Here is a 22,349-nt window from a genome sequence, read left to right as displayed (position 1 = left end):
GGGACGGACGTCCGGAGCGAGCCGAGCCACTAGAACACCGGCGTACCGTCCCGCGTCAGCCTCCAGTCCACCGAGGCGAACTCGGCCGGATCCAGCACACCCTTCGCCTTCACCCAGGCGATCATCGTGTTGCGGATCTCGTCCGAGTTCGACCACAGCAGCTGAGCCGCCGCCACATGCGGGAAGTTCCCGCCACCGTTCGCCCGATAGTTGTTCACCGCGAACACGAACCTCGCGTCATCCGCGAGCGGCGCACCCCCGAACCGCACATTCGTCACCCGCGACCCGGCCGGCCGCGCGATGTCGATCTCGTACGTCAGACCACTCACCACGTCGTAGTTGTAATCCGGCGTCCCGTTCGCGTTCGTCAGCTTCGCCGGATCCACCTGAGCACCCGCCGGCGTCTGCACGAAATAACTCGCCGAATACTCCAGGTACGCCTTCATCTGCGCACCCGTCATCAGACGCGCCTCCAACGTGTTCTCGAACACGTACAGCCCCGCCACATCCCGGATCGTCACCTCACCCGCCGGAATCCGCGCACTGCGCGAGAAACACGCCGCCTGCGACAACACCGGCAGCGACGCGTACTCCGTACCCGCCAGCGCCTGCCGCACCGTGTCCGCCTGGATGTGGTTGATCAGATCGATGATCGGCACATCCTTGTACGGCGCCTCCGCCGACGCCATCTCGACGGCATTCGTACCGATGACCTGATTGACGTACGCCACGACCTTCTCGTGCTCGTCACCGAGCAGCTTCACGATCTTCGGATCCTCCTCGACCGTGTTGGAGTTGAGGACCCTGGCACTCACCTTCTCGACCGCCCAACGGCCCTCGCCCCACACCAGCTCGAAATCGAAGAGCGTCAGCCGCTGACCCCACTTCAGCGGCTCGGACAGCACGACCTGCTTGCCCGTCTCCTTGTTCGTCACGAAGTACTCGGGAATCTCCGTGTGCGCATGCCCCACCAGAATCGCGTCGATCCCCGGCACCTGCTCCGCCACCAGCCCCGCCGCGTTCTCGACGTACGGCAGCTGATCACCGTACGACGACGTCCCCGACGACCCACTGTGCGCCGACACCATGACGACGTCCGCACCCATCGACCGCAGCCTCGGCACCCACTTCGCCGCCTGCTCCTCCAGACCCGGGAACGTCATCTTCCCCTGCACATGCGCCTTGTCCCAGATCGCGATCCCCGGATTGGTCAGCCCCAGGACCGCCACCTTCACATCACGACCGAACGGCGTCCGCAGCCGGTGCATGCTGTACGGCGGGAAAGCGGGCTTCAGCGTCTTCGCGTCCAGCGCGTTCGCACCCAACAACGGGAAACGACACTGCTCCTCGAACTTCCGCAGCACCGGAATGCCGTAATTGAACTCGTGATTGCCCAGCGCCGCGGCGTCATACCCAATCGCATTCATGGCCTGCGCCATCGGGTGCACCGGACCGCCCTGCGCCGTGATCGGATCCACCTTGGCGTAGTAGTACGACAACTGCGTGCCCTGGATCGTGTCACCCGCGTCGATCAGCAGCGTGTTGTCACGGCCCTTCTCGGCCCGCACCTGGTTCACCAGCGTCGAGATCTTCGCCAGACCGACGTCGTTGTGCGCCTTGTCGTCGAACTCGGCGTCCGTGAAGTAATCCCAGTTGAAGACATTGCCGTGCAGGTCGGTCGTGCCCATCACGGTGAAGGAGTACCGCTTGACCGGCTTCTTCGCCGGGACGCCCTCCGAAGCCTCAGCAGCCGGAGCCGCCGCCGCACCGGCCAGCGCCACCCCCGCCCCCGTCACGGCGGACTTCTTCAGGAACTTCCGGCGGTTCAACGGCATGGCTGGCTCTCCTCGGGCATGAGCGACGACGCGCTCGAGCAACAACGCGCGTAGATAACGCGCGTAGATTCTGACCTGGCCATGACGCACCGGAACAGACCCCGCAGGTTTCGATCTGGTGACCGGACAGGGCCACAACCAGGGTGAGAACTGACAGAGTGGGACGTATGACCACCCCTACGCCCTCGCCCGAAGAACCCCAGCCCGCCGCCGTCCCCTACGGCACCCCCGACGCCCCCCGCATCGCCGTCCGCGGCGAAGCACACCTCGAAGTCGACCCCGAAATCGCCCGCATCGGCATCACCGTCACCGCCCGCGGCCGCGACCGACGCACCGCCCTCGACGACCTCACCCACCGCAACGCCACGGTCCTCGACCTCGTCAAGTCCTACGGCGACGCCGTCGAACGCCTGGAAACCGGAGCCTTCTCCATCACCCCCGAACTGACCAAGCACGGCCGCGGCGAACGCGTCCGCACCTACCACGGCACCGTCCACATCACCGCCGAACTCACCGACTTCACAGCCCTCGGCGAACTCACCACCCGCCTCGCCGACTTGGACCTCACCCGACTGGACGGCCCCTGGTGGGCCCTACGCCCCGACTCCCCGGCCCACCGCCAAGCACGACAGAAGGCAGTACGGGAAGCAGTCCAACGCGCCCGCGAATACGCCGAAGCCCTCGGGACCTCCCTGGCCGCCCTCGTCGAACTCGCCGACATCGGCGCGGAGACCCCCCAGGCCTACACACCACCCCCCGGCCACATGCGCACCATGGCCTACGCCGCAGCCGCCGAGGACACGGCAGCGGCACCCCTCGACCTGGAACCTCAACGGCAACAGGTCCACGCCCAGGTGAACGCACGCTTCACCATGGTGCCGCCACAGCTGTAGCCACCCCGGAATTCGACATTCTCGAAAGCGCATCCGAAAACGCCCCGAATGCTCATCGGAGCGCCCCGCCGCACAATTCAACACTTGTCAATAACGCTTCACCAAGAGTCTCTTGAGTAGTCACGCGCGACCAATTGTCTACCGGCCGGTAAGTCATAGGCTCGACCCATGCGCCGAGCAAAGATCGTCTGTACCCTTGGGCCCGCCACCGATTCCTACGACCAGATCAAAGCCCTGGTCGACGCCGGAATGGACGTCGCCCGATTCAACCTCAGCCACGGCACCTACGCCGAGCACGAGAAGCGCTACCAGCGGGTCCGCGAAGCCGCCGACGAAACCGGCCGCAGCGTCGGCATCCTCGCCGACCTTCAAGGCCCGAAAATCCGGCTCGGCCGCTTCGCCGAAGGCCCCGTACTCCTTGAACGCGGCGACACCTTCACCATCACCGTGGAAGAAGGCGTCGAAGGCGACCGCGCCATCTGCGGCACCACCTACGCCGGCCTCGCCGACGACGTCACCCCCGGCGAACGCGTCCTCGTCGACGACGGCAAGGTCTGCCTCGAGGTCACCGACGTCGACGGCCCCCGCGTCCACACCAGGGTGGTCGAAGGAGGCATGGTCTCCGACCACAAGGGCCTGAACCTGCCCGGCGTCGCCGTCTCCGTCCCCGCCCTCTCCAAGAAGGACGAGGACGACCTCCGCTGGGCCCTGCACACCGGCTTCGACGTCATCGCCCTGTCCTTCGTCCGCAGCGGCCGCGACATCAAGGACGTCCACCGCATCATGGACGAGGAAGGGCGGAGGTTGCCCGTCATCGCCAAGGTGGAGAAACCCCAAGCCGTCGAGAACCTCGACGACATCGTCGCCGCCTTCGACGGCATCATGGTCGCCCGCGGCGACCTCGGCGTCGAAATGCCGCTGGAACAGGTCCCGATCGTCCAGAAGCGCGCGATCAAACTGGCGAAGCGCAACGCCAAGCCGGTCATTGTTGCCACGCAGATGCTCGACTCGATGATCGACAACTCGCGTCCGACGCGTGCGGAGGCCAGCGATGTGGCGAACGCGGTCATCGACGGCACCGACGCGGTGATGCTGTCCGGCGAGACGAGCGTCGGCAAGTACGCGATCGAAACGGTGCGGACGATGGCCCGCATCGTCGAAGCGGCGGAAGAGGACATCCTGGCCAAGGGCCTCCCGCCCCTGACCGAACGCAACAAGCCCCGCACCCAGGGCGGCGCGGTCGCCCGGGCGGCGGCGGAGATGGGCGACTTCCTGGGGGCCAGGTTCCTGGTGGCCTTCACCCAGTCGGGCGACACGGCGCGACGCCTTTCGCGATACCGCTCGCCGATTCCGTTGCTTGCCTTCACCCCTGATCCGGCGACGCGTTCGCAGTTGAGCCTGACGTGGGGTGTGGAGACATTCCTGGGACCGCATGTCGACTCGACGGACGCGATGGTCGACCAGGTGGATGAGCTGTTGTTGCAGTACGGGCGTTGTCAGCAGGGCGACGTGGTCGTGATCACGGCTGGGTCGCCGCCGGGGGTGTCGGGGACGACGAACATGGTGCGGGTGCACCACATCGGGGAGGACGAAGGTTCCGAGTAGTGGGAGAGGGCCCCTCTTGATCTCTTGGGGAGGGGCCCCTTCTTTGTGAGTGGTCAGTGTTTGGGGCCTACGTGGAGGTCCATCAGGGCTACGGAGGCTTTGCGGGCGACGGAGATGTTGTATGGGTTGCCGTTGCGGGTGCAGTACGTCCATTCGACGCCGAGCTTGTCCAGGGTGTCGGTGCAGAGCCGCCGGATGTCCTCGGAGACGTTGGTGAAGAAGTACCGGGGGTATTCGTAGCGCTTGCGCTCACCGGCGACCATGCGGGTCGTCCAGTTCGTGATGCGGCAGCCGTCCGAGTGGATCAGGCCCCGGACGAACTCCCAGGGGTGGGCATCGACGATTTCCTGTTGCCAGGGCTCCAGGGTGATACGGCGCTCGTGCTTCTTGCCGGGGCCATGCTGAGGAAATAGATGGGGCCAGTGCTGGCTGTAACTGACCACGGAAACATAGCCCTGGGCTTGCGTGCGATAAGCCCGGCCAGCCGGGTTGACCGTGCGCATGCTGGTCTCGCAGGCGTCGATCAGGCCTGGCCACGAGTTCGCGCACGCGATCCTGAGGTAGTAGCCGGTGCCGCGAGGGCGCGCGCTGATGCAGCCGTCGCCGAGATAGAGGCCAAGCAGGTAGGCGTACGCGCACTCGTCGGCAGGTGGCCCGGGATCTGGATGCGCCATGCGGAGCGACGGCTCGAGGCGATCCTGCCAGGAGCGGGTCGCGGCCCGTGAGATGCCTGTCTCGCGGCTCACCGAGTTCAGGCTGCGGCCCTGGGCCACCAGTGCGAGCGCTCGCTTGCGTGTGCTGATGTCGTACATATGGCCACTCTGTGCTACTGATCGTGACCGCGGGCAGCAAAAAGCGGATGTTCGCGAGAACGTGGACGTCCGCTTTCTTGGTGCGACCTTGGAATCGAAGGAAAAGTGCCCCGGGTGGGATTCGAACCCACACTGAATACCTTTTGAGGGTATCGTCTCTGCCGATTGGACTACCGGAGCTCCTGCGAATCGAAGATTACCTTCGACCCGCCGCCCGTCCACCATACCGCAGCTAGGTACGCTCTTGGGAGCAGTACCAGCCTGCCCCGCACCAAGGAGCCCACGTGAGCGCCCCCGAGTCGCCCCAGCCCGTTGACGTGCCCGATGACGACAAGTCGCACGTGCCTCCGCTGACGACCCGTGTCGTCATCGCCGAGGACGAGGCCCTGATCCGGCTCGATCTCAAAGAGATGCTGGAGGAGGAGGGCTACACGGTCGTCGGTGAGGCCGGGGACGGTGAGCAGGCCGTCGAGCTGGCCCGTGAGCACAAGCCGGACCTGGTGATCCTGGACGTGAAGATGCCGAAGCTGGACGGCATCTCCGCGGCGGAGAAGATCGCCGAGGAGCGGATCGCGCCTGTGCTGATGCTGACCGCCTTCTCGCAGCGCGATCTCGTCGAGCGGGCCCGGGACGCCGGTGCCATGGCGTATCTGGTGAAGCCGTTCAGCAAGAGCGATGTCGTGCCGGCGATCGAGATGGCCGTGTCCCGGTTCACGGAGCTGAAGGAGCTGGAGAAGGAGATCGCGGATCTCTCGCAGCGGCTGGAGACGCGGAAGCTCGTGGATCGTGCCAAGTCGATCCTTCAGACGGAGTATGGGCTGACCGAGCCGGCCGCGTTCCGGTGGATTCAGAAGACGTCGATGGACCGGCGGATGTCGATGCAGCAGGTCGCGCAGGCCGTGATCGACGACGCGGAGGAGAAGAAGGCGTCCAAGGGTTGATTCCAGAGCAGTACGCGATGAGGCCCGCGTCCCCGGAGCAGGGGGCGCGGGCCTCATCGTACGGCCGACAGGGGACCTCAGTCCTCGCCGAGGTAGGCCTTGCGGACCGATTCGTCGTGGAGGAGGTCCTGGCCGGTGCCGGACAGGACGATGGTGCCGACCTCCATGACGTGGCCGTGGTCGGCGAGCGAGAGGGCGGCCTGGGCGTTCTGTTCGACGAGGAGGATCGTCGTGCCCTGGGCCTTGAGCTCGGCGATGGTGGCCATGATCTTCTGCATCATGATCGGAGAGAGGCCCATGGAGGGTTCGTCGAGCATGAGCAGTTTGGGCTGGGACATCAGGGCGCGGCCCATGGCGAGCATCTGCTGCTCACCGCCGGAGAGGGTTCCGGCGGCCTGCTTCCTGCGTTCTCCGAGGATGGGGAAGAGGTCGTAGGCGCGCTGGATGTCCTTTTCGATGCCGGGTTTGTCGCTGCGGAGGAAGGCTCCGAGGCGGAGGTTGTCCTCGATCGTCATGCGGGGGAAGATGTGCCGCCCCTCGGGGGAGTGGGCGAGGCCGAGGGAGACGATCTGATGGGCGGGGATCTTCTTGAGCGACTTGCCGTTGAACTTGATCTGGCCGCCGACTGGCTTGAGCAGACCCGACAGGGTGCGCAGGGTGGTGGTCTTTCCGGCGCCGTTGGTGCCGATGAGGGTGACGACTTCGCCTGCGTCGACTTTGAAGGAGATGCCCTTGACGGCTTCGATCTTGCCGTAGGCGACGCGGAGGTCCTCGACTTCGAGCAGTGCGGTCATCGGTCGTTCTCCTTGCCGGGCGCGGCGTCCGTGGTGGGCTCGGCCTGTGCCTCCGCCGCCTCGACCTCGGCGATTTCTTCCTTGCCGGATGCGTCTTCGAAGGGTTCGCCGAGGTAGGCGGCGACGACGCGTTCGTCGCCCTGGACGGTGGCGCTGTCGCCTTCGACGAGTTTTTCGCCCTGGACGAGGACGGCGACGCGGTCGCAGAGGTTGAAGATGAACCGCATGTCGTGCTCGATGACGAGGACGGCGATGCCCTGGTCGCGGATGGCGAAGACGAGTTCTTCGGTGGCGCGGGTCTCCTGGGGGTTCATGCCGGCCGTCGGCTCGTCCAGGAGCAGCAGGCCGGGTTCACTGGCCAGGGCCCGGGCGATCTCCAGCTTGCGCTGTTCGCCGTAGGGGAGGTTGCGGGCGAGGTGTTCGGCCTTGTTCGCGAGGCCGACGAACTCGAGGAGTTCCATGGCGCGTTCGCGGGAGGCGGCTTCGGCCTTGTGGAAGCCGGGGCCGCGCAGGAGGGCGGACCAGAGGCCTTCCTTGGTGCGGGTGTGGCGGCCGACGAGGACGTTTTCGAGGACCGTCATGTTGGCGAACAGGCGGATGTTCTGGAAGGTGCGGGCGATGCCGGCGGCGGTGACCTTGAAGGACTTCGGAGGCAGGACCTGGCCTTTGTAGCGGACTTCGCCTTCGGTGGGGATGTAGAGGCCGGTCAGGCAGTTGAAGAAGGTGGTCTTGCCGGCGCCGTTGGGCCCGATGAGGCCGACGATCTCGCCGCTGTTGACCTGCAGGTCGACGTTGCGGACGGCGGTGAGGCCGCCGAAGCGCATGGTGACGCCGCGTGCGTCGAGGACTGTCTGGCCGGGGGTGGTGCCCGCGGTGGCGTCCTTGGTGGTGGTGTTGGTGGTCATGGTGGTCAGACCCCTGCCTTGCTGAGGACTGTGGGCGCTTCGGCTTCTTCGTGGAATTCGAGCTGGCGGCGCTTGTTGGGGATGAGGCCTTCCGGCCGGAAGCGCATGAGCAGGACGAGTGCGAGGCCGAAGGCGAAGAGCTGGTAGTCGCCGAGGAACTGGAGCTTGGCGGGGATGAGGTAGAGCAGTGCGGCGCCGACGAGGGGGCCGAGGATAGTGCCCATGCCGCCGAGGACGACTGCCGCGAGGAGGAAGGCGGAGTTGGGCGGGACGACGTGGGCGAACTGGTACTGCTCGGGGGTCACGGTGTAGGTGACGTGGGCCTGGACGGTGCCGGCGAGGCCGGCGAGGCAGGCGCCGAGGGCGAAGGCGATGAGCTTGACGCGGAAGCCGTTGATGCCCATGGCGAGTGCGGCGGTCTCGTCCTCGCGGATGGCGACCCAGGCGCGGCCGATGCGGCTGTCGCTGCTGCGCCGGAAGACGATGACGACGACCAGCGTGATGAGGAGCATCAGCAGGAAGTAGTTGGCGAACCGGGCGATGGTGAAGCCGGCGATGGTGTGTTCCTGGCCGAAGTCGAAGCCGAGGATGTTGAGGTTGGGGATCGAGGAGATGCCGTTGGATCCGTTGGTGATGTCGGGTCCGGAGGTGCCGTCCATGTTGAGGACGGCGATACGGAAGATCTCACCGAAGCCGAGGGTGACGATCGCGAGGTAGTCGCCGCGCAGGCGCAGGGTGGGGGCGCCGATGATGACGCCGAAGACCATGGCGACGGCCGCGCCGAGGAGGGCGGAGAGCCAGAACGGCAGCTGGAGGTCGAAGGGGGAGGAGGGGGAGCCGGAGACCATGGCCGCGGTGTAGGCGCCGACGCCGAGGAAGGCGACGTATCCGAGGTCGAGGAGGCCGGCGAGGCCGACGACGATGTTCAGGCCGAGGGCGACGGTGGCGAAGATGAGGATGTAGACGCCGATGGTGGCGTACTGGTCGTCGGACTGGGTGAAGGGGAAGGCGGCGGCCGCGACGAAGGCGCCGGTCATGGTGATGACGCGGTGCTTGGCGGTGATCGCGGAGATCCGGCTGACGAGTCCGGCCTTGGCGACGGCGGCGAAGCCGAAGCCGGCGGTGATGAGGAAACCGATGAAGAGTTCGTCGTACTCGGTGCCGATGCCGTAGGTGAAGACGGTCAGGCCGACGGCGAGTGCGGCGACGATGACGAGGATTTCGGCGTAGGCGGGGAGTTTGCGGGTCACCGGGGTGACGGGGCCGGTGGCGAAGGCCGCCTTGATGAGGGCGCCCTTGGTGCGCAGGCCGTGGCGGAACTGCTCCCAGCCGGTGTCGTCGGGGTCGTGGGGTTCGGGTGCCGGGTGGTCGAACGGCAGCGCGAGGGCGCCGAGCAGCCCGGCGAGGGTGACGGCGGCGACGATCCAGCCGCCGGGTTCGAGGTTGACCAGGCCGCCGAGCTTCACGCTGATGGCGACGACCGTGTACCAGGCGGTGGCGAAGGTGCCGAGGGCGGCCAGCTTGAGGGCGCTGTCGGCTCCGGCGGGGGTGAGCCAGCGCAGGCCCTTGACGCCGTAGGAGGCGAGTCCGAACAGGGCGGTGAGGGCGCCGCCGACGAGGACGAGGACCTGCAGGCCGCCGGGGTAGCCGTAGACGGTGAGGTTGCCGGGGAATTCGGCGGTCCAGGTCCAGGCGAGGAAGGTGGATATGACGGCGAGGACGCCGCCGCCGGTGGCGAGGGCGCGGCCGATGTTCTCGGGGATGCCGATCAGGCCCTTGCGGGGGGCGCCGGCGGGGGTGCTGGGGGTGCTGTGCGCTGTGGTCTGTGTCGTCATCGGTGTCACGCCCTGTCCGCGACGCGCTCGCCGAGCAGGCCCTGGGGCCGGAAGAGGAGCACGAGGATGAGGAGTACGAAGGCCCAGACGTCTGCCCAGGACTGGCTGCCGAACTGCTCCATGCCGGGGATGTCGGCGATGTAGGCCGTGGACAAGGCTTCGGCGATGCCGAGGACGACGCCGCCGATCATGGCTCCGTAGATGTTTCCGATGCCGCCGAGGACGGCTGCGGTGAAGGCCTTGAGGCCGAGGATGAAGCCCATGCGGAACTGGACTTCGCCGTACTTGAGGCCGTAGGCGACGGCTCCGACGGCGGCGAAGGCGGCTCCGAGGGCGAACGCGATCACGATGATGCGGTCGGTGTTGATGCCCATGAGCTTGGCGGTGTCGGGGTCCTGGGCGGTGGCCTGCATGCCGCGTCCGGTGCGGGTCTTCATGACGAAGTAGGCGAGGATCGCCATGCTGAGGGGGGCGGCGATGAGCAGGAAGATGTCACCGGTCTGGATGGTGACGCTGCCGATGTTGAAGGGGCCGCCGTCGATCTGGGGGAAGGTGACCGCGGAGCGTGCGTTGGGGTACCAGGCCCAGACGGCCTGCTGGAGGGCGAGGGAGAGGCCGATGGCGGTGATGAGGGGGGCGAGGCGTGGTGCGCCTCGCAGGGGGCGGTAGGCGAACCGTTCCGCTCCCACGGCGACGAGGACGGCGACGATGATGCCTCCGATGAGCATCAGGGGTAGTGCTACCCACATGGATGTGCCGTCGGGCAGTGCGTACAGGTAGACGGTGAGGGCGCCGAAGCCTCCCACCATGAAGATCTCGCCGTGGGCGAAGTTGATGAGCTGGACGATGCCATAGACCATCGTGTAGCCGATGGCGACCAGCCCGTACATGGATCCCAGTAGCAGGCCGTTGACCAGCTGCTGCGGCAGTTCGTTCACCGCATGTCCTCCGAGACGTTTCGGAAATGTTCGACGGATGGGGCCGGATGTGAGTCCGCGCGGGGCGCCAGTGGAACAGCGCCCCGCGCGGCTCTGGTTGGTGCGCGGTGGGTCAGCCGGTGTAGGTACCGGACTTGACTGGCTTCCAGCCACCGTCCTTGACGGCGTACACGGTGAGCTGCTTGTTGGTGGCGTCACCGTACTCGTCGAAGGAGACCTTGCCGGTCACACCGTCGAAGGAGACGTTCTGCATGGCCTCGGTGACCTTGGCGCGGGCGTCGTCGGGGAGCTTGCCGCCGTTGTCGTCGACGACCTTCTTGACAGCCTCGATGATCGCCCAGCCGGAGTCGTAGGAGTAGCCGCCGTAGGCCTCGTAGGCCTCCTTGTAGCCCTGGGCCTTGTAGTTGGCGACGAATTCCTTGGCGGAGGCGAGCTCCTCGACCGGGGCACCGACGGAGGTGGCGAGGTCGCCCGCGCCGCTGGCGCCGGCGAGCTTGATGAAGTCGGCGCTGTAGATGCCGTCGCCGCCGACCAGCGGGACCTTGGCGCCGGCGGCCTTGATCTGCTTGCTGAGGGGGCCGGCCTGCGGGTATTCGCCGCCGTAGTAGACGACGTCGGCGCCGGAGTTCTTGACCTTGGTGGCGACCGCGGAGAAGTCCTTGGTGTCGGGGTTGATGTGCTCGGTGCCGACGACCTTGCCGCCGAGCTTCTTGAACTCGGCGCTGAAGGTGGCGGCGAGGCCGGCGCCGTAGGTCTTCTTGTCGTCGATGACGAAGACCTTCTTCTTCTTGGCGTCGTTGTAGAGGTACTGCGCGGCGAACGGGCCCTGGATGGCGTCCGTGGTCGCGGTGCGGAAGTACGACTTGTACGGGCGGGTCTTGCTCTTCTGCCAGTCCGGGCCCTGGGTGAGGGCCGGATTGGTGTTGGCGGGCGAGACCTGGACCAGCTTGGCGTCGTCGAAGACCTTCTGCATGGACTCGGCGACGGAGGAGTTCAGCGGGCCGACGACGCCGAGGACGTCCTTGTTGGCGACCAGCTTGGTGGCGTTCTGCTGGCCCGAGGAGGGCTGGGCCTGGTCGTCGAGGGCCTGGATCTCGAACTTGATCCCGTCGACGTAGTTCTCCTTGTTGGCGGTCTTGGCCGCGAGGTCGACGGAGTTCTTGATTCCGAGGCCCAGCGCGGACAGGTCACCCGTCAGCGGCGCGTCGACGCCGATGACTACGGTGGTGCCACCGTTGCCTTTGTCCGAGCCGCCGCCGCTCTCGTCGCGCGAGCCGCAGGCGGTGAGGGTGAGTGCTCCCGCCGCCAGCGCGGCGGTGATGGCGATGAGCGAACGTTGACGCACGATCAGTCCTTTCCCCAGGCAGCCGCTTCCGGTCGGAACGGCCGAGTCGAGCGCTGGGCCGACGTGACTATCGGACGGCGCGGTGACTGGCCGTGACTCTAAGCGTGTGTGGGGAACGTGGAGGAGAGTCTGACCAAGGCTGTGACGCTCTTGTTATGACACGACGTATTGCAGAGCGGTACTGAGTGGGGGGAACAGCAGAATTCTTGCCGATTCGTCCGGTCCACATAGTGAGAACTCGCAGGACTCGCGGGGGCGCATTCAGGTGTGTTCGGGGTTTTGGTAATGACGCGGAATCGTTGCTACAGGCTACTTGTAGGGCCTTGGAGAGGTGCTGTGCGTAGCGCGGACCCAGGATGAAACTGTGAACTTGTATTGCGCGCGCATTACGGAGCGTTACGTCAAGGAAAGGCAGTCCGGCATCTCCCGGTACTTTTCCGCATTCCGTCACCTGCACGGTGATGGTGATCTTTCGGGGGTTGCCCGTCGTTGTCCGGAAGGGTGCGGGCGGCCTGGAGGTCACCCGGAGCCCGGCGTACGGCTGGTCGATCCGGGTCACGGTGATGGGTGGGCCGGAGGCCACGGTGACGGCCGCGTCGAAGCTGAAGCTGCGCGCCGGGGCGTCTCGAGGCGTGGACCGCGCGCTCAGGTAGGAGATGGTGACCACTTGGGAGGGGTACGGCGGGGGTGGCGCGGGCGGTTCCTGGGGCCGGGTGGCGTACAGGTAGCCGCCGCCCGCCAGGACGGCGGCGGCCGTCGCGGTGCCGAGGACGGCCCGGCGGTGCTCGGCATACAGACGTATGAGGCGGTTGTGCGGGGGCTCGGAGATCTGCGGGGTGTGCGCCTTCTGGGTGTCCCACGCGTGCGTGCCCTCGCCCGGTTCGACGGGCCCGACACCGCTCACTGCCACGGGCCCTTGCTGGGGACGCCGTCGCGGTAACGGTCGGCGCAGCGCTCGCGTGCCTCGCGGCCGATCAAAGCGTCGGCGGCTTGAGGGCCTTGGCGTTCTCGTTGGGCCCGTGCGGCGTCCACGACCTCGCGGAGGATCTCGTACTGCCGGTTGGACAGCCCCATCGACTGGTAGTCCCCGTAGGTGCCGCCGTCCAGGGCCTTGCGGGACCAGTAGGCGACGACGCGGGCGCACAACTCCGCGGGGGGTGTGGCGCGGGGGGCGGGGGTGGTGGGCGCGGTGGCGGGGTTCCGTGCCGTGCCCGACGGGCCGCATCCGGCGACCGGGGCCGCGAGCAGCAGGCCCGCGAGCAGTACGGGACCCAGTGCCGTCCGCGGCCGGAGAGCTCCTCCCGTTGCCATGCCCTGACGTTAGGGGCTGGGCGGTGGGTCGGGCCAGGGGGAGGAGCCCTCCGGTGGCGGTCTCCGGCTACGGCAGCGCGACGAAGGGTGCCAGGAAGGAGCGGGCGCCCGGTGTGTCCAGGCGGTAGGTCACGTTCGTGGCGTAGCACGGGCTGTCACCGGTGATGGTGGTCGAGGCGAGGATCCGCTTGCCGCCGATCATCGCGAAGTTGGGTCCGCCCGAATCGCCGTAGCAGGCACCGCCGTTGCCCTGCGGCGCGGTCATCGCGAGGCGCGCCCAGGAGGCGTTGAGGGCGTCGAAGGTGACGGGTGCCTTCATGCGGACGCCGCCGCCGGGGTGGGTGTGGCCGCCCGGCTGGCGTACGGCTTCCTGGGTGCCGTATCCGGCGACGAACCAGTCGGTGGAGTTCAGGCGCTGCGGGCCGAGCCTGCCGAGCTGGTCGGCGGTGGGCAGGGTGGCCGGGGTGAAGGTCCAGCGGGCCTTCATCTGCGCGGCGGGCAGTTCGATCACCGAGATGTCGTGGGTGTCGGAGGCGGGCCCGGGGTAGTCGGGGTGGCTGTGGGCGGCGCCCTGGACGGCGACGGCCCCGGCCTGCGCGGCCGGGTCGCCCGGGTACTTCTTCGCGGCGGCGTCCAGCCCGGCCTGCACGTCCTGGTCCAGCGACACGTAGAACCTGACGTTGTCCGGCCAGTCGGTGGTGCAGTGCGCGGCGGTCAGGAAGGTGTCCGCGTCGATCATGGTGCCGGAGCAGACCCAGTCGACCCGGTCGGGGGTCGCGGGGTTGTCGTCGTTGTCCCACGTGGCCACGAGCGCGCCGACCTCGGTGCGTTCGGGGGCGGGCGTCGCGTTGTACGAGTTGATCGCGGAGGAGGGCGGCGCGGTGGCGAGTACGGCGGCGCAGGCCGCGGCGGTGACGACGAAGGCGCGTAGGGCGGTCAAGAGAAACCCTTCTGGGGGGTGGACGGGGGTTCTCCTGTGGGGGTGGAGCAGCGTCAGTGAAGCGCGTGGGGGGCGGGCGCGACAAGAGCGCGCCCGCCCCTCCAGGGTTTTCCCTATGTGCGAGTGGGGGGTGGGGTCGGCTCGCCTCACGGGTCAGGGGCTGTGGGGTCAGCTCGTCGCGCGGATGTGCTGCTCGTCGCCGGGATTCACGTCCCGCAGCAGGCAGGTCAGCCGGGCGGTGCACACCCTTTTGTCGTTTTCGTCCGTGATGGCTATTTCGTAGGTGGCGGTCGACCGGCCCCGGTGCACGGGCGTGGCCACGCCGGTCACCAGGCCGGAGCGCACGCCCCGGTGGTGGGTGCAGTTCAGGTCGACTCCCACGGCGATCTTGGAGCTGCCGCCGTGCAGCATGGAGCCGACCGAGCCGAGGGTCTCGGCGAGGACGGCGGACGCGCCGCCGTGCAGCAGCCCGTACGGCTGGGTGTTGCCCTCGACCGGCATCGTGCCGACGACGCGGTCCGCCGAGGCCTGGACGATCTGCACGCCCATGCGCGTGCCGAGGTGCCCCGCGGAGAACAGCGCCTGCAGGTCCACACCGAGCGCGGCGTACTCGTCGATGACCTCTTGCGGGAACGTCACGTGCTGCTGCTCGCCCATGCGGCTCCGTTCGTCGTCGATCACTCTGGTTCGATCGTCTGGCTCGATCGTCAGGTTCGATCGTCTGGCTCGATCACTCTGGCTGAGCAAACGCTCAGTCGGTCGCCGATTGTTCCAGACGGACGACGACGGACTTGCTGGCCGGGGTGTTGCTGGTGTCCGCGGTGGCGTCCAGCGGGACCAGGACGTTGGTCTCCGGGTAGTACGCGGCGGCGCAGCCGCGTGCCGTCGGATAGTGCACCACCCGGAAGCCGGGCGCGCGCCGCTCCACGCCGTCCTTCCACTCACTGACCAGGTCGACGTAGGAGCCGTCGGCGATGTCCAGCGCCCGCGCGTCCTCGGGGTTGATCATCACCACCCTGCGGCCGTTCCTGATGCCGCGGTAGCGGTCGTCCAGGCCGTAGATCGTGGTGTTGTACTGGTCGTGCGAGCGCAGCGTCTGCAGCAGCAGCCGCCCCTCGGGCAGCTCCGGGTACTCCACGGGTGCGGCGGTGAAGTTGGCCTTGCCGGTGGCGGTCGGGAAGCGGCGCTCGTCGCGCGGGGCGTGGGGGAGGGCGAAGCCGCCGGGGCGGGCCACGCGCGCGTTGAAGTCCTCGAAGCCGGGGATCACGCGCGCGATGCGGTCCCGGATGGTCGCGTAGTCCTTCTCGAACTCCTCCCACGGTGTGGTGCTGCTCTCGCCCAGCACGCGGCGTGCCAGGCGGCACACGATGGCCGGCTCGGACAGCAGGTGCGGGCCGGCCGGCTCCAGGCGCCCGCGTGAGGCGTGCACCATGCCCATCGAGTCCTCCACCGTCACGAACTGCTCGCCGCTGCCCTGCACATCGCGCTCGGTGCGGCCGAGGGTCGGCAGGATCAGCGCACGCGCGCCCGTGACCGCGTGCGAGCGGTTCAGCTTCGTCGACACGTGCACGGTCAGCCGGGTCCGGCGCATCGCCGCCTCGGTGACCTCCGTGTCGGGGGAGGCGGAGACGAAGTTGCCGCCCATGGCGAAGAAGACCTTCGCCTCGCCGTCGCGCAGCGCGCGGATGGCCCGTACGACGTCGTAGCCGTGCTCGCGCGGGGGCGCGAAGCCGAACTCCTTCTCCAGGGCGTCCAGGAACGCGGGCGCGGGCCGCTCGAAGATGCCCATCGTGCGGTCGCCCTGCACGTTGGAGTGGCCGCGCACCGGGCACACGCCCGCGCCCGGGCGGCCGATGTTGCCGCGCAGCAGAAGGAAGTTGACGACTTCCTTGATGGTCGGGACGGCGTGCTTGTGCTGGGTGAGGCCCATGGCCCAGCAGACGATGGTGCGCTTGGAGGCGAGGATCATGCGCAGGGCGTCCTCGATCTCCTGCCGGGACAGGCCGGTCGCCGCGAGGGTCTCGTCCCAGTCGGCGGCGCGGGCGGCCGCGGCGAACTCCTCGTAGCCGTGGGTGTGTTCGCGGACGAAGTCCTCGTCGACCGCGCCCTCCGTCTCGATGATCAGCTTGTTGAGGAGGCGGAAGAGGGCCTGGTCGCCGCCGATGCGGATCTGCAGGAACAGGTCGGTGAGGGCGGATCCGGTGGCCAGGCCCTTGGGGGTCTGCGGGTTCTTGAAGCGCTCCAGGCCCGCCTCGGGCAGCGGGTTGACGCTGATGATCCGCGCGCCGTTCGCCTTGGCCTTCTCCAGGGCGGACAGCATGCGGGGGTGGTTCGTGCCGGGGTTCTGGCCGGCGACGATGATCAGGTCGGCCTTGTAGAGGTCCTCCAGCAGGACACTGCCCTTGCCGATGCCGATCGTCTCCGACAGGGCCGAGCCGGACGACTCGTGGCACATGTTCGAGCAGTCCGGCAGGTTGTTCGTGCCGAGCTCGCGGGCGAACAGCTGGTAGAGGAAGGCGGCCTCGTTGCTGGTGCGGCCGGAGGTGTAGAAGACGGCCTGGTCGGGGGAGTCCAGGGCGGCGATCTCCTCGGCGATGATGTCGAAGGCGCGCTCCCAGGTGACCGGCTCGTAGTGCTCGCCGCCCTCGGGGAGGTACATGGGGTGCGTGAGCCTGCCCTGCTGGCCGAGCCAGTAGCCGCTGCGGCCGGCGAGGTCGGCGACGGAGTGCGCGGCGAAGAACTCCGGGGTCACCCGGCGCAGGGTGGCCTCCTCGGCCACCGCCTTCGCGCCGTTCTCGCAGAACTCCGCCTTGTGCCGGTGCTCCGGCTCCGGCCAGGCGCAGCCCGGGCAGTCGAAGCCGTCCTTCTGGTTCACGCTCAGCAGCGTCAGCGCGGTGCGCTTCACGCCCATCTGCTGCTGGGCGATGCGCAGGGTGTGGCCGATGGCCGGGAGCCCCGCCGCCGCGTGCTTCGGTTCGGCGACCTGCGGCGCGTCCTGAACCGGGTCACTCTTGGGCGGCTTCGTGGCCATCGCGCGTCCCCTTCGACTGCTTAGGTGCGGTACGTCTTCGACTGCGTGTGTTGCGTATGTGCGGTACGTCTGTGCGGTACGTCGTCGACTGCCTGTGTGAGGTACGTCTCCGATCCTCGCACGGGACAGTGACAACGATCAGGGGTGGGCGGCGGCCGCTCAGGTGTGGGCGGGCGGCCGCTCAGTTGTGGGCGGGGAGCGGCTCGGTGTGGGCGGTCGGCCGCTGTCCCGGCGACCGTGGGGCCGGGGCCGACTGTCAGTGGCTCGTGGCAGGATCGGGGGCGTGGCAGAGACAGCATCGAAGAAGACCGACAGCACCCCCGGCGGCGACCGTCCGCGCCTGATGCTCATGGACGGGCACTCGCTGGCCTACCGCGCGTTCTTCGCGCTGCCCGCGGAGAACTTCACGACCGCGACGGGCCAGCCGACGAACGCGATCTACGGCTTCGCGTCGATGCTGGCCAACACACTGCGCGACGAGGCGCCCACGCACTTCGCGGTCGCCTTCGACGTCTCCCGCAAGACCTGGCGCTCCGAGGAGTTCACGGAGTACAAGGCGAACCGCTCCAAGACCCCCGACGAGTTCAAGGGCCAGGTCGAGCTGATCTGCGAGCTGCTCGACGCCATGCACGCCGCCCGCTTCGCGATCGACGGGTACGAGGCGGACGACGTCATCGCCACGCTCGCCACCCAGGCCGAGGCCGAGGGCTTCGAGGTGCTGATCGTCACCGGCGACCGGGACTCCTTCCAGCTGGTCAGCGAGCACACGACGGTGCTGTACCCGACGAAGGGCGTCTCCGAGCTGACCCGGTTCACCCCGGAGAAGGTCTTCGAGAAGTACGGGTTGACGCCCGCCCAGTACCCGGACTTCGCGGCGCTGCGCGGCGACCCGTCCGACAACCTGCCGGGCATCCCCGGCGTCGGTGAGAAGACGGCCGCGAAGTGGATCAACCAGTTCGGTTCCTTCGCGGAACTGGTCGAGCGCGTCGACGAGGTCAAGGGCAAGGCCGGGCAGAACCTCCGCGACCACCTGGAGGCGGTCAAGCTCAACCGCCGCCTCACGGAGCTGGAGCGGAACGTGGACCTGCCCAAGGGGGTCGCCGACCTCGCGCGGGCGCCGTACGACCGCAAGGCCGTCGCGATGGTCCTGGACACCCTGGAGATCAGGAACCCCTCGCTGCGCGAGCGGCTCTTCGCCGTCGACCCGGGCACCGAGGAGGCCGAGGCCACCCCGATCGCGGCGGACGGCGTGGAGCTGGACGGCACCGTGCTGGGCACCGGGGAGCTGGCCCCCTGGCTCGCCGAGCACGGCACGCAGACCCTCGGTGTCGCCACGGTCGACGCCTGGGCGCTGGGCACCGGCTCGGTCGCCGAGATCGCGCTCGCCGCGCCTACGGGGGCGGCCGCCTGGTTCGACCCGTCCCAGCTGGACGAGGCCGACGAGACGGCGTTCGCCTCCTGGCTCGCCGACGCGAGCAAGCCCAAGGTCTTCCACAACGCCAAGGGCGCGATGCGCGTCTTCGCCGAGCACGGCTGGGCCGTCGAGGGCGTCACCATGGACACCGCACTCGCCGCCTACCTCGTCAAGCCGGGCCGCCGCTCCTTCGACCTGGACGCGCTGTCCCTGGAGTACCTGCACCGGGAGCTGGCCCCCGCCGCCGCGGCCGACGGCCAGCTGGCCTTCGGCACGGAGGACGGCGCCGAGGCCGAGGCCCTCATGATCCAGGCCCGCGCGATCCTCGACCTCGGCCAGGCCTTCGAGGGCCGCCTCCAGGACGTCGGCGCCGCGGACCTGCTGCGCGACATGGAACTGCCCACGTCCGCGCTGCTGGCCCGCATGGAGCGGCACGGCATCGCGGCCGACCGGGCCCACCTGGAAGCCATGGAGCAGATGTTCGCCGGCGCGGTGCAGCAGGCGGTGAAGGAGGCGCACGCGGCGGCCGGACACGAGTTCAACCTGGGCTCGCCCAAGCAGCTCCAGGAGGTCCTCTTCGGCGAGCTGGCCCTGCCCAAGACGAAGAAGACCAAGACCGGCTACACCACGGACGCCGACGCCCTGGCCTGGCTCGCCACCCAGACCGACAACGAACTGCCTGTGATCATGCTCCGGCACCGCGAGCAGGCCAAGCTGCGCGTCACCGTGGAGGGCCTGATCAAGACCATCGCCGCGGACGGCCGTATCCACACCACGTTCAACCAGACGGTCGCCGCGACCGGCCGCCTGTCGTCGACCGACCCGAACCTGCAGAACATCCCGGTCCGCACCGACGAGGGCCGCGCGATCCGCCGTGGCTTCGTGGTCGGCGAGGGCTTCGAGTCCCTCATGACGGCCGACTACAGCCAGATCGAGCTGCGGGTGATGGCCCACCTGTCCGAGGACGCGGGCCTGATCGAGGCGTTCACCTCCGGCGAGGACCTGCACACCACGGCTGCCGCCCAGGTGTTCTCGGTCGAGCCGACCGCGGTGGACGCCGAGATGCGCCGCAAGATCAAGGCCATGTCGTACGGCCTCGCCTACGGTCTGTCCGCCTTCGGCCTGTCCCAGCAGCTGAACATCGAGGCCGCGGAGGCCCGCGCCCTGATGGACGCCTACTTCGAGCGCTTCGGCGGCGTACGGGACTATCTGCGCCGGGCCGTCGACGAGGCCCGGGCGACCGGCTACACGGCAACGCTCTTCGGGCGTCGCCGCTACCTCCCCGACCTCAACAGCGACAACCGTCAGCGCCGCGAGGCGGCCGAGCGGATGGCCCTGAACGCGCCCATCCAGGGCACGGCGGCGGACATCGTCAAGATCGCCATGCTCAAGGTGGACCAGGCCCTGCGCGAGGCCGGCCTCAAGTCCCGCATGCTCCTCCAGGTCCACGACGAAATCGTCCTGGAGATCGCCCCCGGCGAGCGGGAGACCGCGGAGGAACTGGTCCGCCGCGAGATGGCGAACGCGGTGCACCTCCGTGTCCCCCTGGGCGTCTCGGTGGGCGCGGGCCCCGACTGGGAGTCGGCGGCGCACTGAGCCCCCCGGGGGAGGCGCCGGGGTCTTCGGCGGTGGCAGGCGGTGAGGTGCCTCCGGCTCGGGGAGCGGAGGGCCGGGGCACTCACCGCGTGCGCGGCCGTGCCTCGGCGGCTGCCCCGGTCGGAACCCCACCGCGAATCGACGGTCGGGCACCCCCACCGCCGGGTGTCGGGACTGTGGCTGGTCGTCGGGGCTGCGGCCGGTCACGGGTCCCCTCCAGCCTGGTCGGGACTCCGGCCGGTGACGGGTCACTCTCGCCGGTCGTCGGACAACGGTCGGTTGCCGGGATTCCGGCCGGTCATGGGTCCCCTCCAACCGGTCGCCGGGACTCCGGCCAGTCGCCGGGACTCCGGCCGGTCACGGTCCCCCGCCGGTCACCGGCCCGGCCGGTCACCGGCCCCCACCAGTCCCTGAGCCCCACCAGCAACCGGAACCCACCAGTCACTGAAACGCCCGGACACTCCACCCCCCGAAACCCCGGAGAACCACTTCACCCACCCGGCCCCCGCGAAAAAGCCCCCACCCCCGGCGCCCGCCAAGATGCCGGACATGGGCATACGACTGCTTCTCCGCCGGACGGCATCCGCACCCCCGTGGGCAGACGCCGACGGACCCATCCGCGTGGCGCCCCCGCCGGTCCCGGCCTTCGCGGCCGCCGCGAGCACCGCCCGCATTCCCGCCACGCTCGCGACGGCTCTGCACCAGGCGACGGCGGACCTCCGACGCCGCCTCGCCGACGGATGGCGGCCCACCGGCCCTGGCCCAATCGGCCCCGGTCCCACCCGCCCCGGTTCCACCCGCCCCGGTTCCACCCGCCCCGGCTCCACCGGCCCCAGCTCAATGGGCCCCGACCCCGCCGGCCCCGGCCCCATCGACCGCGACCCGGCCGCCGTACCTCCCGCCGAGCCGTCTGCCTGGCGGCTGTGGGCCGACCTGGCCCGCGGCTACCTCACGCTCGTTCTCGCACTGCTTCCACGGCCCCGCCCCGCGCCCGCCCTCACGGTGTTCATCGCGACCGCCGACACCCTCAGCGGGCGGCCGGACGGCTCGGCTTCTTGTCGACGTCTCCCGGGCCCTCAGGGACCGCAACCGGGCGCCACAGCCTGACCCCCACGGCGTACAGCAGCACCCCCAGCACGAGCCCCGCGCCCGCCCCGAAGCACACCGTCGGGATCAGCTCCCAGGGACGCGCGGACGAACCTTGGTACGCCCACCACCGCGACGCCCGCTGCACCGCCGCCACCAGCGCGCAGCCGCCGATCAGCGCGGCAGCCAGCGACCGGTCCCGTACGGACAGCACCGCGACCCCGGCCGGCTCCGCCCGGGGCGCCCGCCGCAGCGCGTACGCCACGAACACCGCGATGACCACCGCGGCCACCGCCGAACCGCCGTACTGCAGGTACCAGTACAGCGGCGAGCCCGCCACCTCCCGCCCCAGAACCGGGAAAAGCCGCATTCCCCACCGGTCGAGGTGCGTGAACGCGTCCCAGACGACATGCGTCAGCGCGCCCAGCGCGGCCGACACGTACCAGCGCGCCACCAGCGACGGCCGTACCCGCGCGCGTGCCGCGCCGCAGCGCGTCAGCCACGCCGGCCGCCCCTGCCGGCCCCGCGGCAGCAGCGCCACCAGCGGCTCACGCACCAGCAGCCACAGCCCGACCAGCGCCCAGGCGAGGAGCACATCGACCGTGAACACGCCCGGGAAGGAGTGCGTGACGTCACCGAACTCCATCGCCCCGGGCAGGACACTCGCCGCGTAATAGGTCAGGTCGGGCGAGAAGGAACCCGCCACGAGCACGGCCGGCACCAGCGTCGCCCGGCCGGTTCCGTCGGCACGGACGGCCGGCAGGACGGCCGCCGCATGGCTCAGTGTGAACGGCAACTCGGCTCCCCGCGACGGTCGTTGACAAGGCCGGCCGGCCCCTGCTGATCACTGGGCCCCAGTATGCGGGACCCCGTGTGCCACCGCCCGCCGCGGCCGGGTGCGCAGGTCGCACGTCCAACCGGCGAAAACCGGGCCCGAACGGGTGCCCGGGCAAAGCAAGTTGTCGTAGGGTCGCGAGGGTCGGCGTGCCGGTTGAGCACGTCGAACGTGTGAACAGAACGCAACAGAACAAAGACCCGCCCGTCGAGGGCAACCCCATCGGCGGGTCG

16 protein-coding genes, 1 tRNA gene and 1 pseudogene are annotated in these 22,349 nt (G+C 69.0%); 4 read left to right on the top strand and 14 right to left on the bottom strand.

Features of this window, described 5'->3' with window-relative positions:
* Nucleotides 1-29 precede the first annotated feature (29 nt).
* Nucleotides 30-1,835, bottom strand: coding sequence for a bifunctional metallophosphatase/5'-nucleotidase (locus ACYVMZ_RS00750; RefSeq protein WP_461076263.1), 1,806 nt, complete (start codon nt 1,833-1,835; stop codon nt 30-32).
* 167 nt (nt 1,836-2,002) lie between these two features.
* On the opposite strand from ACYVMZ_RS00750, the gene ACYVMZ_RS00745 reads away from it, so the two are divergent.
* Together ACYVMZ_RS00745 and pyk are read left to right on the top strand one after the other, a co-directional pair.
* Nucleotides 2,003-2,728 (top strand): SIMPL domain-containing protein, encoded by a 726-nt coding sequence (locus ACYVMZ_RS00745; protein ID WP_461074311.1) that lies wholly within the window; start codon nt 2,003-2,005, stop codon nt 2,726-2,728.
* A gap of 168 nt (nt 2,729-2,896) precedes the next feature.
* Complete coding sequence (gene pyk / locus ACYVMZ_RS00740) at nt 2,897-4,333, top strand: pyruvate kinase (RefSeq protein WP_461074310.1); 1,437 nt, start codon at nt 2,897-2,899, stop codon at nt 4,331-4,333.
* 53 nt (nt 4,334-4,386) lie between these two features.
* Here pyk and ACYVMZ_RS00735 read toward each other — a convergent pair whose 3' ends face one another.
* Together ACYVMZ_RS00735 and ACYVMZ_RS00730 are read right to left on the bottom strand one after the other, a co-directional pair.
* On the bottom strand, nt 4,387-5,145 hold the full coding sequence (locus ACYVMZ_RS00735; protein WP_461074309.1) for a helix-turn-helix domain-containing protein: 759 nt from the start codon (nt 5,143-5,145) through the stop codon (nt 4,387-4,389).
* A gap of 106 nt (nt 5,146-5,251) precedes the next feature.
* A tRNA-Leu gene (locus ACYVMZ_RS00730) sits at nt 5,252-5,325 on the bottom strand.
* Nucleotides 5,326-5,429: 104 nt separating this feature from the next.
* On the opposite strand from ACYVMZ_RS00730, the gene ACYVMZ_RS00725 reads away from it, so the two are divergent.
* Nucleotides 5,430-6,086, top strand: a complete 657-nt coding sequence (locus tag ACYVMZ_RS00725) for an ANTAR domain-containing response regulator (RefSeq protein ID WP_461074308.1) — start codon at nt 5,430-5,432, stop codon at nt 6,084-6,086.
* A gap of 77 nt (nt 6,087-6,163) precedes the next feature.
* Here the strand turns inward: ACYVMZ_RS00725 and ACYVMZ_RS00720 are convergent, their stop codons facing one another.
* From ACYVMZ_RS00720 to ACYVMZ_RS00675, 10 genes and pseudogenes are all read right to left on the bottom strand, one after another.
* Nucleotides 6,164-6,880, bottom strand: coding sequence for an ABC transporter ATP-binding protein (locus ACYVMZ_RS00720; protein ID WP_461074307.1), 717 nt, complete (start codon nt 6,878-6,880; stop codon nt 6,164-6,166).
* Complete coding sequence (locus ACYVMZ_RS00715; RefSeq protein WP_461074306.1) at nt 6,877-7,785, bottom strand: ABC transporter ATP-binding protein; 909 nt, start codon at nt 7,783-7,785, stop codon at nt 6,877-6,879. The genes ACYVMZ_RS00720 and ACYVMZ_RS00715 overlap by 4 nt, the downstream gene beginning before the upstream one ends.
* 5 nt (nt 7,786-7,790) lie before the next feature.
* Nucleotides 7,791-9,620, bottom strand: coding sequence for a branched-chain amino acid ABC transporter permease (locus ACYVMZ_RS00710; RefSeq protein WP_461074305.1), 1,830 nt, complete (start codon nt 9,618-9,620; stop codon nt 7,791-7,793).
* A 5-nt stretch (nt 9,621-9,625) separates the two neighbouring features.
* Nucleotides 9,626-10,558, bottom strand: coding sequence for a branched-chain amino acid ABC transporter permease (locus ACYVMZ_RS00705; RefSeq protein WP_461074304.1), 933 nt, complete (start codon nt 10,556-10,558; stop codon nt 9,626-9,628).
* Between the two features lie 112 nt (nt 10,559-10,670).
* Nucleotides 10,671-11,903 carry a branched-chain amino acid ABC transporter substrate-binding protein gene (locus tag ACYVMZ_RS00700; protein WP_461074303.1) on the bottom strand — a complete coding sequence of 411 codons (1,233 nt, stop codon included), beginning with the start codon at nt 11,901-11,903 and terminating at the stop codon, nt 10,671-10,673.
* A gap of 292 nt (nt 11,904-12,195) precedes the next feature.
* A pseudogene (locus ACYVMZ_RS00695) lies at nt 12,196-12,807 on the bottom strand (Tat pathway signal sequence domain protein); the annotation flags it as partial.
* Nucleotides 12,804-13,214: a hypothetical protein gene (locus tag ACYVMZ_RS00690; RefSeq protein WP_461074302.1), complete on the bottom strand. Its 411-nt coding sequence runs from the start codon at nt 13,212-13,214 to the stop codon at nt 12,804-12,806. The pseudogene ACYVMZ_RS00695 and the gene ACYVMZ_RS00690, both read right to left, overlap by 4 nt.
* A gap of 67 nt (nt 13,215-13,281) precedes the next feature.
* Nucleotides 13,282-14,154 (bottom strand): trypsin-like serine protease, encoded by an 873-nt coding sequence (locus ACYVMZ_RS00685; protein ID WP_461074301.1) that lies wholly within the window; start codon nt 14,152-14,154, stop codon nt 13,282-13,284.
* 168 nt (nt 14,155-14,322) lie between these two features.
* Nucleotides 14,323-14,811, bottom strand: a complete 489-nt coding sequence (locus tag ACYVMZ_RS00680; RefSeq protein WP_461074300.1) for a PaaI family thioesterase — start codon at nt 14,809-14,811, stop codon at nt 14,323-14,325.
* Between the two features lie 94 nt (nt 14,812-14,905).
* Complete coding sequence (locus ACYVMZ_RS00675; protein ID WP_461074299.1) at nt 14,906-17,185, bottom strand: FdhF/YdeP family oxidoreductase; 2,280 nt, start codon at nt 17,183-17,185, stop codon at nt 14,906-14,908.
* A 283-nt stretch (nt 17,186-17,468) separates the two neighbouring features.
* Between ACYVMZ_RS00675 and polA the strand changes: the two genes are divergently transcribed.
* On the top strand, nt 17,469-20,195 hold the full coding sequence (gene polA / locus ACYVMZ_RS00670; protein WP_461074298.1) for a DNA polymerase I: 2,727 nt from the start codon (nt 17,469-17,471) through the stop codon (nt 20,193-20,195).
* A gap of 1,027 nt (nt 20,196-21,222) precedes the next feature.
* Here the strand turns inward: polA and ACYVMZ_RS00665 are convergent.
* Nucleotides 21,223-22,077: a DUF4184 family protein gene (locus ACYVMZ_RS00665; protein WP_461074297.1), complete on the bottom strand. Its 855-nt coding sequence runs from the start codon at nt 22,075-22,077 to the stop codon at nt 21,223-21,225.
* Between the last annotated feature and the right edge of the window lie 272 nt (nt 22,078-22,349).

The organism is Streptomyces deserti (genome assembly GCF_054782695.1).
This window is presented reverse-complemented; position numbering and strand designations above follow the sequence as displayed.

Coding starts and splice junctions, on each gene's coding strand:
- ACYVMZ_RS00750 (WP_461076263.1), bottom strand. CDS start 1,835: ATGCCGTTGAACCGCCGGAAGTTCCTGAAGAAGTCCGCCGTGACGGGG.
- ACYVMZ_RS00745 (WP_461074311.1), top strand. CDS start 2,003: ATGACCACCCCTACGCCCTCGCCCGAAGAACCCCAGCCCGCCGCCGTC.
- pyk (WP_461074310.1), top strand. CDS start 2,897: ATGCGCCGAGCAAAGATCGTCTGTACCCTTGGGCCCGCCACCGATTCC.
- ACYVMZ_RS00735 (WP_461074309.1), bottom strand. CDS start 5,145: ATGTACGACATCAGCACACGCAAGCGAGCGCTCGCACTGGTGGCCCAG.
- ACYVMZ_RS00720 (WP_461074307.1), bottom strand. CDS start 6,880: ATGACCGCACTGCTCGAAGTCGAGGACCTCCGCGTCGCCTACGGCAAG.
- ACYVMZ_RS00715 (WP_461074306.1), bottom strand. CDS start 7,785: ATGACCACCAACACCACCACCAAGGACGCCACCGCGGGCACCACCCCC.
- ACYVMZ_RS00710 (WP_461074305.1), bottom strand. CDS start 9,620: ATGACGACACAGACCACAGCGCACAGCACCCCCAGCACCCCCGCCGGC.
- ACYVMZ_RS00690 (WP_461074302.1), bottom strand. CDS start 13,214: ATGGCAACGGGAGGAGCTCTCCGGCCGCGGACGGCACTGGGTCCCGTA.
- ACYVMZ_RS00680 (WP_461074300.1), bottom strand. CDS start 14,811: ATGGGCGAGCAGCAGCACGTGACGTTCCCGCAAGAGGTCATCGACGAG.
- ACYVMZ_RS00675 (WP_461074299.1), bottom strand. CDS start 17,185: ATGGCCACGAAGCCGCCCAAGAGTGACCCGGTTCAGGACGCGCCGCAG.